General features: G+C 63.5%; 13 protein-coding genes. 9 read left to right on the top strand and 4 right to left on the bottom strand.

Going from position 1 to position 12667, the window contains the following annotated elements:
• Positions 1-18 precede the first annotated feature (18 nt).
• From exaC to EJA05_RS03175, 9 genes are all read left to right on the top strand, one after another.
• Complete coding sequence (gene exaC / locus EJA05_RS03215) at positions 19-1539, top strand: acetaldehyde dehydrogenase ExaC (RefSeq protein WP_125462456.1); 1521 nt, start codon at positions 19-21, stop codon at positions 1537-1539.
• Between the two features lie 177 nt (positions 1540-1716).
• Entirely contained in the window at positions 1717-3165 is a 1449-nt protein-coding gene (gene eat / locus EJA05_RS03210) for an ethanolamine permease (protein ID WP_125857293.1), read from the top strand.
• Positions 3166-3214: 49 nt separating this feature from the next.
• Entirely contained in the window at positions 3215-4609 is a 1395-nt protein-coding gene (locus EJA05_RS03205; protein ID WP_125462454.1) for an ethanolamine ammonia-lyase subunit EutB, read from the top strand.
• A gap of 8 nt (positions 4610-4617) precedes the next feature.
• Complete coding sequence (gene eutC / locus EJA05_RS03200) at positions 4618-5436, top strand: ethanolamine ammonia-lyase subunit EutC (RefSeq protein ID WP_125857292.1); 819 nt, start codon at positions 4618-4620, stop codon at positions 5434-5436.
• A gap of 106 nt (positions 5437-5542) precedes the next feature.
• On the top strand, positions 5543-6001 hold the full coding sequence (locus tag EJA05_RS03195) for a GNAT family N-acetyltransferase (RefSeq protein WP_125462452.1): 459 nt from the start codon (positions 5543-5545) through the stop codon (positions 5999-6001).
• Between the two features lie 333 nt (positions 6002-6334).
• Entirely contained in the window at positions 6335-6982 is a 648-nt protein-coding gene (locus tag EJA05_RS03190) for a DedA family protein (protein WP_125857291.1), read from the top strand.
• 5 nt (positions 6983-6987) lie between these two features.
• Entirely contained in the window at positions 6988-7803 is an 816-nt protein-coding gene (locus EJA05_RS03185; RefSeq protein WP_125857290.1) for a M90 family metallopeptidase, read from the top strand.
• 94 nt (positions 7804-7897) lie between these two features.
• A complete protein-coding gene (gene ppa / locus EJA05_RS03180; RefSeq protein ID WP_003255365.1) occupies positions 7898-8425 on the top strand; it encodes an inorganic diphosphatase in 528 nt (175 codons plus the stop codon).
• A 163-nt stretch (positions 8426-8588) separates the two neighbouring features.
• Positions 8589-9287 (top strand): LexA family transcriptional regulator, encoded by a 699-nt coding sequence (locus EJA05_RS03175; RefSeq protein ID WP_125857289.1) that lies wholly within the window; start codon positions 8589-8591, stop codon positions 9285-9287.
• A gap of 309 nt (positions 9288-9596) precedes the next feature.
• Here the strand turns inward: EJA05_RS03175 and EJA05_RS03170 are convergent, their stop codons facing one another.
• From EJA05_RS03170 to EJA05_RS03155, 4 genes are all read right to left on the bottom strand, one after another.
• On the bottom strand, positions 9597-9932 hold the full coding sequence (locus EJA05_RS03170) for a type II toxin-antitoxin system RelE/ParE family toxin (RefSeq protein ID WP_125857288.1): 336 nt from the start codon (positions 9930-9932) through the stop codon (positions 9597-9599).
• Positions 9929-10159, bottom strand: a complete 231-nt coding sequence (locus tag EJA05_RS03165; RefSeq protein WP_125857287.1) for a type II toxin-antitoxin system ParD family antitoxin — start codon at positions 10157-10159, stop codon at positions 9929-9931. Before EJA05_RS03165 ends, EJA05_RS03170 begins: the two co-directional genes overlap by 4 nt.
• Before the next feature lie 158 nt (positions 10160-10317).
• Positions 10318-11301 carry a zeta toxin family protein gene (locus EJA05_RS03160; protein ID WP_125857286.1) on the bottom strand — a complete coding sequence of 328 codons (984 nt, stop codon included), beginning with the start codon at positions 11299-11301 and terminating at the stop codon, positions 10318-10320.
• A 100-nt stretch (positions 11302-11401) separates the two neighbouring features.
• Positions 11402-12607: an RtcB family protein gene (locus EJA05_RS03155; RefSeq protein ID WP_125857285.1), complete on the bottom strand. Its 1206-nt coding sequence runs from the start codon at positions 12605-12607 to the stop codon at positions 11402-11404.
• Between the last annotated feature and the right edge of the window lie 60 nt (positions 12608-12667).

Here is a 12667-nt window from a genome sequence, read left to right as displayed (position 1 = left end):
ATGACCAGGAGACACACCATGCGTTACGCACATCCCGGTACCGAGGGCGCCAAGGTCAACTTCAAGACCCGCTACGGCAACTACATCGGTGGTGAGTTCGTTCCTCCGGTAAAGGGTGAGTACTTCACCAACACCTCGCCGGTGAACGGCCAGCCGATCGCCGAGTTCCCTCGTTCCACTGCCGAAGACATCGACAAGGCCCTCGACGCCGCCCACGCCGCCGCCGATGCCTGGGGCCGCACTTCAGTGCAGGACCGCTCCAACGTGCTGCTGAAGATCGCCGACCGCATCGAGCAGAACCTCGAACTGCTGGCCATCACCGAAACCTGGGACAACGGCAAGCCGATCCGCGAAACCCTCAACGCCGACATCCCGCTGGCCGTCGACCACTTCCGCTACTTCGCCGGCTGCATCCGCGCCCAGGAAGGCGGCGCCGCCGAGATCAACGAGAACACCGTGGCCTACCACATCCACGAGCCGCTGGGCGTGGTCGGGCAGATCATCCCCTGGAACTTCCCGCTGCTGATGGCCGCCTGGAAGCTCGCCCCGGCCCTGGCCGCCGGCAACTGCGTGGTGCTCAAGCCCGCCGAACAGACCCCGCTGGGCATCACCGTGCTGCTGGAGCTGATCGGCGACCTGCTGCCCAAAGGCGTGCTCAACGTGGTGCAAGGCTATGGCCGCGAGGCCGGTGAAGCGCTGGCCACCAGCAAGCGCATCGCCAAGATCGCCTTCACCGGCTCCACCCCGGTCGGCTCGCACATCATGAAGTGCGCAGCGGAGAACATCATCCCGTCCACCGTCGAACTGGGCGGCAAGTCGCCGAACGTGTACTTCGAAGACATCATGCAGGCCGAGCCGAGCTTCATCGACAAGGCCGCCGAAGGCATGGTGCTGGCGTTCTTCAACCAGGGCGAAGTGTGCACCTGCCCGTCGCGGGCGCTGGTACAGGAGTCGATCTACCCGCAGTTCATGGAAGTGGTGATGAAGAAGGTGCTGCAGATCAAGCGCGGCGACCCGCTGGACACCGACACCATGGTCGGCGCCCAGGCCTCGCAGCAGCAGTTCGACAAGATCCAGTCCTACCTGAAGATCGCCCAGGAAGAAGGCGCCGAGCTGCTGACCGGCGGCAAGGTGGAGCAACTCGAAGGCTCGCTGGCCACGGGTTACTACATTCAGCCGACCCTGCTCAAGGGCAACAACAAGATGCGCGTGTTCCAGGAAGAAATCTTCGGCCCGGTGGTCAGCGTCACCACCTTCAAGGACGAAGCCGAAGCCCTGGCGATTGCCAACGACACCGAGTTCGGCCTCGGCGCCGGTGTGTGGACCCGCGACATCAACCGCGCCTACCGCATGGGCCGCGGCATCAAGGCCGGCCGTGTGTGGACCAACTGCTACCACCTGTACCCGGCGCATGCCGCGTTCGGTGGCTACAAGAAGTCCGGCGTCGGCCGTGAAACCCACAAGATGATGCTCGACCACTACCAGCAGACCAAGAACCTGCTGGTGAGCTACGACATCAACCCGCTGGGCTTCTTCTAAAGAAACAGCTTCAAGCTGCAAGCTACAAGCGGCAAGAAAGAGCTGTCCGCCTGCGTCCGCTCTATCTTGCAGCTTGTAGCTTGCGGCTTGTAGCTGCTCTATGGCTCGCTTCCTGCAGTACCCATCACCATCGGCCCGGAACCCTTCCGGCCACCAAGAAGAAAAACAGGTGAATCCATGCCAAGCGATCATTCCGCCGGCGCGCCGGCAAGCTCTTCCGTCGACTTTGAAAAGGTCAATTCCGAGTATTTCCAGCAACGTGAACTGAAAAAAGGTGCCGCCGGCTGGGTCCTGCTGGTCGGCCTGGGCGTGGCCTACGTGATTTCCGGCGACTACGCCGGCTGGAACTTCGGCCTGGCCCAGGGTGGCTGGGGCGGCATGTTCCTCGCCACCTTGCTGATGGCCACCATGTACCTGTGCATGTGCTTCTCGCTGGCCGAGCTGTCCTCGATGATCCCCACCGCCGGCGGCGGCTACGGCTTTGCCCGCAGCGCTTTCGGGCCCTGGGGCGGCTTCCTTACCGGCACGGCGATCCTCATCGAATACGCCATCGCCCCCGCAGCAATCGCCGTGTTCATCGGTGCCTACTGCCAGTCGCTGTTCGGCATCGGCGGCTGGATGATCTACCTGGCGTTCTACATCATCTTCATCGGCATCCACATCTTCGGGGTGGGTGAGGCACTGAAACTGATGTTCATCATCACCGCCGTCGCCGCCATCGCCCTGGCGGTGTTCCTGATCGGCATGGTGCCCCATTTCGATGCAGCCAACCTGTTCGACATCGCCAAGACCGACGCTGTCGGTGCAAGCAGCTTCCTGCCGTTCGGTTATGTCGGCGTGTGGGCCGCGATCCCCTATGCGATCTGGTTCTTCCTCGCCGTCGAAGGCGTGCCCCTGGCCGCCGAAGAAACCAAGAACCCCAAACGTGACCTGCCGCGCGGCCTGATCGGCGCCATGCTGGTGCTGCTGGCCTTCGCCCTGCTGATCCTGGTGGTCGGCCCCGGCGGCGCAGGGGCCGACGCCCTCAAGGCCTCGGGCAACCCGCTGGTCGAGGCGCTGGCCAAAGCCTACGGCGGCTCCACCTGGATGGGCGGCTTCGTCAACCTGGTCGGCCTGGCCGGCCTGATTGCCAGCTTCTTCTCGATCATCTACGCCTATTCGCGGCAGATCTTCGCACTGTCCCGTGCCGGCTACCTGCCGCGCAAACTGTCGCAGACCAACAAGAGCAAAGCCCCGGTACTGGCCCTGGTGATCCCCGGGATCATCGGCTTCGCCCTGTCGCTGACCGGCCAGGGCGACCTGCTGATCCTGGTGGCGGTATTCGGCGCTACGCTGTCCTATGTGCTGATGATGGCCGCGCACATCACCCTGCGTATCCGTCGCCCGAAAATGGAGCGCCCGTATCGCACCCCCGGTGGCATCTTCACCTCGGGCGTGGCCCTGGTGCTGGCCTGCATCGCCGTGGTCGCCGGCTTCCTGGTCGACCCGCGGGTGGTGATTGGCGCCGCGGTGATCTACGCGGTGTTGATTGCCTACTTTGCGTTCTACAGCCGCCACCACCTGGTGGCCGGCACGCCGGAAGAGGAATTCGCCGCGATCCAGAAGGCCGAAGAGGCCCTGCACTGATCGTCGACCCGCGCCGCAGGCCAGCCCTGCGGCGCTCTGGAGATTCTGTATGGCAAGTTTCGTACACACGGTGGGCAACCAGCTCTACCGTTTCGACAGCCTCAAAGAGGTCATGGCCAAGGCCAGCCCGGCACGCTCGGGCGACTACCTGGCCGGGGTGGCCGCCAGCAACGATGGCGAACGGGTCGCCGCGCAGATGGCCCTGGCCAACATCCCGCTCAAGCACTTCCTCAGCGAAGCGCTGATCCCCTACGAAGACGATGAAGTCACCCGGCTGATCATCGACAGCCATGACCCGCAGGCCTTCGCCCCGGTCAGCCACCTGACCGTCGGCGGCCTGCGCGACTGGCTGCTCGGCGAGCAGGCCGACGAGCACAGCCTGCGCGCCCTGGCCCCCGGCCTGACACCAGAAATGGCCGCGGCCGTGTCGAAGATCATGCGTGTGCAGGACCTGGTGCTGGTGGCGCAGAAGATCCGTGTGGTCACCGCCTTCCGCGGCACCATGGGCCTGCGTGGGCGGCTGTCGACACGACTGCAACCCAACCACCCCACCGACGAACCCGCCGGGATCGCCGCCAGCATCCTCGACGGCCTGCTGTACGGCAACGGCGATGCCATGATCGGCATCAACCCGGCCACCGACAGCATCGCCTCGATCTGCGACCTGCTGGTGATGCTCGACAACATCATCCAGCGCTACCAGATCCCCACCCAGTCCTGCGTGCTGACCCACGTCACCACCAGCATCGAGGCGATCAACCGTGGCGTGCCACTGGACCTGGTGTTCCAGTCGATCGCCGGCACGGAAGCGGCGAATGCCGGCTTCGGCATCAACCTCAACGTGCTGCAGGAAGGCTACGAGGCCGGGCTGTCACTCAAGCGCGGCACCCTCGGGCAAAACCTGATGTACTTCGAAACCGGCCAGGGCAGCGCCCTGTCGGCCAACGCCCACCACGGCGTCGACCAGCAAACCTGCGAAACCCGCGCCTATGCCGTGGCCCGGCATTTCAAACCCTTCCTGGTCAACACCGTGGTCGGTTTCATCGGCCCGGAGTACCTCTACAACGGCAAGCAGATCATCCGCGCCGGCCTCGAGGATCACTTCTGCGGCAAGCTGCTGGGCGTGCCGATGGGCTGCGACATCTGCTACACCAACCATGCCGAAGCCGACCAGGACGACATGGACACCCTGCTCACCCTGCTGGGCGTGGCCGGGATCAACTTCATCATGGGCATCCCCGGCTCCGACGACATCATGCTCAACTACCAGACCACCTCGTTCCACGATGCGCTGTATGCACGGCAAACCCTCGGCCTCAAACCCGGGCCGGAATTCGAAGCATGGCTCGAGCGCACCGGCATCTTCACCCAGGCCGATGGCCGTGTCCGCTTCGGCGACAACCTGCCGCCGGCCTTCCGCCACGCGCTCGCGCAGCTGGCCTAGGAGCGCCCATGGACCGACATACCCCCACCGAGCAAAACCCCTGGCTGGCCTTGCGTAACCTCACCCCGGCGCGCATCGCCCTGGGCCGCACCGGTATCAGCCTGCCGACCAGCGCCCAACTGGACTTCCAGTACGCCCACGCCCAGGCCCGCGATGCCGTGCACCTGCCCTTCGACCATGCCGGCCTGCGCCAGCAGCTCAGTGATCGTGGCCGCGCCAGCCTGCTGCTGCACAGCGCCGCCAGCGACCGCAACCAGTACCTGCAGCGCCCCGACCTTGGCCGGCGCCTGCACGCGGACTCTGCCCAGCAACTGCGTGAACACGCCCAGGCCAACCCGGCGGGCGTCGACCTGGCCATCGTCGTCGCCGACGGCCTGTCGGCCCTGGCCGTGCACCGCCACACCCTGCCCTTCCTCAGCCGTTTCGAGGAGCAGGCCGCCGCCGACGGCTGGACCAGCGCCCCGGTGGTGCTGGTGGAACAAGGCCGGGTGGCGGTGGCCGATGAAGTGGGCGAGCTGCTCAAGGCACGCATGACCGTGATGCTGATCGGCGAGCGCCCGGGGCTGAGCTCGCCCGACAGCCTCGGGCTGTACTTCACCTACGCGCCCAAGGTCGGCCTGACCGACGCCTATCGCAATTGCATTTCCAACGTACGCCTGGAAGGCCTGAGCTATGGCATGGCCGCCCATCGCCTGCTGTACCTGATGCGCGAAGCCTGCAAAAGGCAGCTTTCAGGGGTGAATCTGAAGGATGAGGCCGAGGTCCACAGCATTGAAAGTGACAATTCGGGCAAAAAAAATGGAAACTTCCTGCTAGGAGATGGGTAAAAAACATGTCACGGAAGGCGGATTGCACTTGTAGGCTGCTTTAGGCAGCATGCTGTTGACTGCTGGCAATCCGCCGTATCCCCCAAATGGACACTGAGGCCCGCACATGCGAATCATCAAGGCTACCCTGGAGCACCTCGACCTGCTCACGCCGTTGTTTGTGAAGTACCGTGAGTTCTATGGCCAGCTGCCATACCCGGACAGCTCCCGCAGCTTCCTGGAAAAGCGCCTCAAGCGCGGCGAATCGATCATCTACCTCGCCCTGCCCGTCGACGACGACAGCAAGTTGCTGGGTTTCTGCCAGCTCTATCCGAGCTTCTCGTCGCTGTCGCTCAAACGTGTGTGGATTCTCAACGATATCTACGTCGCCGAAGACTCGCGGCGCATGCTGGTGGCCGACCACCTGATGCGCGAAGCCAAGAAGATGGCCAAGGAATCGAACGCCGTGCGCATGCGCGTGTCCACCAGCAGCGACAACGAGGTGGCGCGCAAGACCTACGAGTCCATGGGTTTTCGCAAGGACACCGAGTTCGAGAACTACATCCTGCCGATCAGCCAGGATTGATCGCAAGCGCTGCGCGAGGCTGTTCTCACAGATCTGCACAGATGTAATTGGCATGGCAGGCCCTGTGGGAGCGGCTTCAGCGGCGAACACCGGCGCAGCCGGTGCCATGCACCGCGTCGCTTGCTTCGCGGCTAAAGCCGCTCCCACAGGTTATGCGTGAGTCCATCGTAACCCCCCGCTACAAACTCTCCGGGCACGATCGCGACTTCGCCGTATAATCCCCGTCCAGTCATGTGTGAAAAGTTACCTTTCCCCAGGTGAATCTGCCCACGCCCAAGACGCTGTCCGTCATCGCGCGCCCGTGGAAGCGGGTCATGAACTCAGGTGCTGTACATGGATTTCAACCCGCTGGACCTCATCCTGCATCTCGATGCCTACCTTGATCTGCTGGTCACCAACTACGGCCCCTGGATCTACGCCATCCTGTTCGCCGTGATTTTCTGCGAAACCGGCCTGGTGGTGATGCCTTTCCTGCCGGGTGACTCGCTGTTGTTCATCGCCGGTGCCGTGGCCGCAGGCGGCGGCATGGACCCGGTGCTGCTGGCCGGCCTGCTGATGGCGGCAGCGATCCTCGGCGACAGCACCAACTATGTGATCGGGCGCACGGCAGGCGAACGGCTGTTCAGCAACCCCAGGTCGAAGATCTTCCGCCAGGACTACCTGCAGCGGACCCACGACTTCTACGCCCGCCATGGCGGCAAGACCGTCACCCTCGCGCGCTTCCTGCCTATCCTGCGTACCTTCGCGCCGTTCGTCGCCGGCATTGCCCACATGCACTACCCGCGCTTCCTGGCCTTCAGCATCACCGGCTCGCTGCTGTGGGTGGGCGGCCTGGTCACGCTGGGCTACTTCTTCGGCAATGTGCCGTTCATCAAGCAACACCTGTCGCTGATGGTGGTGGCCATCATCATCCTGTCGCTGGTGCCGATGCTCCTCGGCCTGCTGCGCGGCCGCCTGGGCCGCACCGCCAAGGCCCACTGACGCAAATGTGGTCGTTCAGCGCCTGGCGGCGCCGGCGCACCCTGGCCCGCTACCCGGTCGATGATCAACTGTGGCAGGCCATCCGCCAGCGCCTGCCAATGCTCGACGGCATCAGCGACGACGAAGACCGCTGGCTGCGCGAGGCTTGCGTGCTGTTCCTGCACGACAAGCACCTGACCGCCCTGCCCGGGGTCGAACTGGATGACCAGCAGCGTCTGTTCCTCGCCGCCCAGGCCCAGCTGCCACTGCTGCACCTGGGCGAGCTGAACTGGTACCAGGGCTTCCATGAGCTCATCCTCTACCCCGACGACTTCGTCAGCCCCCAGCGCCACCGCGACAGCAGCGGCGTGGAACACGTGTGGGACGCCGAGCACAGTGGCGAAGCCTGGCAACAGGGCCCGGTGATCCTGGCCTGGCCGGGGGTGCTGACCAGCGGCGGCTGGGAGGCCTACAACCTGGTAATCCACGAGCTGGCGCACAAGCTCGACATGCTCAATGGCGACGCCAACGGCCTGCCGCCTCTGCACAGCGGCATGCAGGTCGAAGACTGGGCCAACGCCATGCAGCACGCCTACGATGACCTGAACCGTCAGCTCGACGCCAACCCCGACGCCGAGACCGCCATCGACCCCTACGCGGCGGAGAATCCGGCGGAGTTCTTTGCCGTCAGCAGCGAGTACTTCTTCAGCGCCCCCGACCTGCTGCACGCCGCTTATCCGAAGGTCTACCTTCAGTTGTCGCTGTTCTACCGCCAGGACCCGCTGGCCCGTCTGGCACGCCTGCAGGCCGAGCATCCGGACTACCGCGAAAACCACGCCTGACAGCCCCGCACATCAGGCCGGGCGTGGCATGCCCTGTCGGAATGTGCCTATAATCGCGCCACTTTTTTTTGATCAAACACGGGGGCATAGCCCAATGAGCTACAGCAAGATCCCGGCTGGCAAAGACCTGCCGAACGACATCTACGTCGCTATCGAGATCCCGGCCAACCACGCGCCGATCAAGTACGAAATCGACAAGGACAGCGACACCCTGTTCGTCGACCGCTTCATGGCCACCCCGATGTTCTACCCGGCCAACTACGGTTTCATCCCCAACACCCTGGCTGACGACGGCGATCCGCTGGACGTGCTGGTCGTCACCCCGTACCCGGTTGCCCCGGGCTCGGTCATCCGCGCCCGCCCGGTCGGCGTGCTGAACATGACCGACGACGGCGGCGGCGACGCCAAGGTCATCGCCGTCCCGCACGACAAGCTGTCCCAGCTGTACGTTGACGTGAAGGAATACACCGACCTGCCAGCCCTGCTGATCCAGCAGATCGAGCACTTCTTCGCCAACTACAAGGATCTGGAGAAGGGCAAGTGGGTCAAGATCGAAGGCTGGGAAGGCGCCGACGCCGCCCGCGCCGCGATCACCAAGTCGGTTGCTGCCTACAAGGGCTGAAGCTGATGCATGAAAAAGCCCTGCCTCGGCAGGGCTTTTTTGTGGGCGATGGAAAATTCCTACTTGCTCCTAGGCAAATGCCTGCGAACCGCAATGATTCCCACAGATCGCCTCCACATCGAGTTCATTTCCACACATTAATGAGGGCGATAGACTCGCCACCATGAACTCATCCGGTGATCGCCTCAAAGCCCTCCTGCAGGAGTGCAACCTGACCCCTTCCGACTTTGCTGCCCAGCGCAACGTCACGCCCCAACACATCAACAACTGGTTCAAGCGTGGCGTGCCACAAGCTCGGCTCGACGAAATCGCCGACCTGTTCTGCGTGTACCCGCGCTGGCTACGTAGCGGCGAAGGCCCCAAACATCCCGACCCTCTCGCGCCTGCCCGCCCTGCGCATGCTCCCACCGAGGGCCCAGCGCCGCTGCTGGCGCTGGGCACGCAAAGCGTGCAACTGCCCTTGCACCAGCTGCAGCAGGGTAGCCTGAGTGCCACACCCGGGCTGTTCCAACCGATCCCCCGCCAAGCCCTCGACAGCGTCGGCGTTGCCGCGCACAACGCCTTCTGTATCGGCATGCCGGCCAGCAACATGGCGCCGCTATTGCCCCAGGGCACGCTGCTGGCCATCGACTCCACCCTCACCCGGGTGATCGAAGGCGAATACTACGCACTGCTGCACAACGGACAGTTGCGCGTGCACCGACTCACCCAAGGCAACAACGGCACCTTGTGCCTGCACAGCCACGACCGCCTCAACCACCCGGTCGAGCGCTTCACCGCCCCACAGCGCAGAACGCAGAAACTGCAGATCCTCGGCTGGGTGTTCTGGTGGTCCTGCCTGCGCCCGGCGCGGCCATGCTGAAACACTTCGCACCACTTTTTGCTGGGCATCCCCGGCGAGCCCTAGTATGCTACGCGCCACATCACGCCCCCTGATGGTGCAAGCCGCATTGCAGAGGGCCTGGCGACGCCTCACACAGCCGTCCGCCATCTTTTTCAGGCCATGTTGCCAACCGTTTAAGGCGATTGCGGCTTATCAAAAATGAGCCAAGATCGTCCCCGAGAAGCCGGCCACAAGCCGGCTTTTTAATGCCTGCACCCTACCCCCGCATTTTTCTGCCACCGGGCATAGCCTGAGGTTGTCATGCGCGTCTTACGCGCCCCCATCGAACTAATGGATGAGGTCGTCGGCCAACCATTGAGCAATGTCGCGCTTGGCATGCAAAACACGCCAAACATCGATGTGGTCATCGCGCTCGACGTAGAACACCAGGTAGGGGTAACGCTTCAACGGCCAGCAGAACAACCCAGGCAGATCCAGATCGTGGCCATAGCGGCTGATACCCGATGTCGGATGGCGACTGATATGCCAGTAGCCTTGTTGAAGCGCATCGATGAATCCGACTGCGACTTGCTCTGTAGCCTCAGCAAGGTAGTAACTGACAGCATGCTCGACATCTTCACGCGCGAGCACTCGGGGAATCACTGGCTTGGCCGTTGCCTTCACCCCCTGCGTACCTTTGCCCGCAGTGATTCGAAGTAGTCATCATCCACCGAAGTGGTGGGAGCCGAGCCAGCCCCGGCCAGAAGCAGCCCCCGTAGATGTTGCCGATCCTGATCCTTTCGGATCAGTTCGCGCACGTACTCGCTACTGGTGCTGTAGCCACGCTGGCTGACCTGATCGTCAACGAACGACTTCAATGAGTCCGGCAGGGAAATGTTCATGGTGCTCATGGCTGCGTCCGGATTTGCCAAAATTTGCCAAAGCATACACCCCAGAAAACAGTGTTGAAGCCCTGCACGACAGAAGGATGGCCAAGCATTACCCCTGCGACGAAACGCCAGCACCAAGCCAGGCATTCAACAGCCCAGCCGAGTGACACCCCTGATGCTCAGGGATGCAAGTACTTGAGCACATACAGGGACAGTTCGCGGAACACGTCGGCCGGGATCCGCTCACTCAACGCCTGGGCCTTGCCCAGCGTTGCGCAGCAAGCCTTGAGCATGTTGCTGCGCACCTGATCATCGACCATGCCGGTATGCACCAGCTGGAAGTACTGCGGATAGGTACTGGGCACCTGATCCAGGGACGTACGGCGAATCTCGAACCGCCCCTCTATATGGGGCGGCTGGAAGTACGCTTCATCGGCCCCTGCCGCCTGCGGTACCAGTTGCAACGCTGTGGAGCAGACGCTGCGGCACAGCAATCTGCTCTCCCGGTCGGTTTCCATGCCGCGTTGGTACAAGCTGATCTGCGAGCCGGGACTGACCAGGCAGGCGGCCTCGAAGGCATCGATGATCCTTGCGGCATTGGCTTGCGACACCTCGATCTTGCTGAGGGAAACGAAGCGTTCGAGCTGGTCCTCGGCAACGCTCTTCACCCCGCGCTCCAGGGTGTTCCAATGACCGAATTCCTTCTGGCAGGCGATCAGGTGCAGCTCCAACTGGTAACCCGCCTGCAGTGCCAGGGCCGGTACATCGGCGAAGGCCGCGTCGTCCAGCGCGGTCTCCATGATGATGTCGTAGTGGTTGGCCAGCGCATGCTCGAAGAGCTTGCCGCCCAACTGCCAGATGAACTGCTCGGTGTGGGCGTAGACATACCGGCCACCGCCGGCCTTCATCTGCTCGTACTGTGGATGCAGCTTGCGATAAGCCGGGTCGTAGAGACTGACGTAGTCATCATAGCGCCTGCTCGCCAGCAGCGAGTTGTTGAGCAGATAGGTCTTGCCCGAGCCTTCGGCGCCGGCCACGACCAGCATTTTCGGCGCCGGGTTGCCCTGGGCGTCGGTCCGTCGTTTGCGGCTGAACAGAAGGGGTTCGAGGGATTCGAAAGCGGTTGCAACGTCTTCGGCGGTGAAGGTGTGGCGCTGGGACATGCGGGTCATTCCTGTTGGCTGCCCGGGAATGGGCGAGCCAAAAAGGTAGAGCCCGCTCAGGCGATGCCTGCGGTAGATAACGCAGCCTCTGGTCGCAACTTCAGCCTTTCACGCACACCACCTGACGCAGGGTATGCACCACCTCGACCAGCTCGCGCTGGGCCAGCATGACCGCGTCGATATCCTTGTAGGCCATGGGGATCTCGTCGATCACGTCCTTGTCCTTGCGGCACTCGACATGGGCCGTGGCGCGCCGCTGGTCATCGACGCTGAAGCGACTCTTGGCCTTGGTGCGGCTCATCAACCGGCCTGCACCATGGCTGCACGAGCAGAACGATTCCTCGTTGCCCAGGCCGCGCACGATGAAACTCTTGGCGCCCATGGAGCCCGGGATGATGCCCAACTGCCCCTTCTGCGCCGACACCGCCCCTTTGCGCGTCACCAGCACTTCACGGCCGAAGTGCTGTTCCTTCTGCACATAGTTGTGGTGGCAGTTGACCGCCTCGAGGCTGGCCTCGAACGGTTTGCCCAGCACCTTGCGGGTGGCCGCCACTACCGCCTTCATCATTAGCTCGCGGTTGTGCCGGGCGAAATCCTGGGCCCACTCCACCGCCTCCACGTAGTCGGTGAAATGCCGGCTGCCCTCTTTGAAATAGGCCAGGTCCTTGTCCGGCAGATTGGCCAGGTGCTGGCGCATGTCGGCCTGGGCCAGCTCGATGAACAGGTTGCCGATGGCATTGCCGACGCCCCGCGAGCCACTGTGCAACATGAACCAGACCCGGTCGGCCTCGTCCAGGCAGACCTCGATGAAGTGGTTGCCACCGCCCAGGGTGCCCAGGTGCTGGCGGTTATTGGTCTTTTCCAGCCGTGGATATTTGTCGGTGATGGCCTTGAAGCGCCCGGCCAGGCCTTGCCACTGCTGGTCAGCTTGCCTGGGCACGTTGTCCCAGGCGCCCTGGTCGCGGCGACCGAAGGTCTTGCCGTGGGGCACGGCCTGCTCGATGGCCGTACGCAGGCCGTGCAGGTTGTCCGGCAGGTCACGGGCATGCAGCGAGGTCCGCGCGGCGATCATGCCGCAGCCGATGTCCACCCCCACCGCCGCCGGGATGATCGCGCCCAGCGTGGGGATCACGCTGCCGATGGTCGAGCCCTTGCCCAGGTGCACGTCCGGCATCACCGCCAGGTGCTTGAAGATGAACGGCATCTGCGCCGTGTTGAGCAGCTGTTTGCGGGCCTCGTCTTCGACCGGCACGCCGTCGGTCCACAGTTTGATCGGCTTGCCGCCGGCGCCTTGCAAGGTGTCCATGTCATCGCTTCCGCAGAGCTGTTGCCGCCATGATACCGCCGAAGGTCGTAGACCGGCCGC

Source organism: Pseudomonas oryziphila, assembly GCF_003940825.1.
In the GTDB taxonomy this organism is placed as follows: domain Bacteria; phylum Pseudomonadota; class Gammaproteobacteria; order Pseudomonadales; family Pseudomonadaceae; genus Aquipseudomonas; species Aquipseudomonas sichuanensis.
This window is presented reverse-complemented; position numbering and strand designations above follow the sequence as displayed.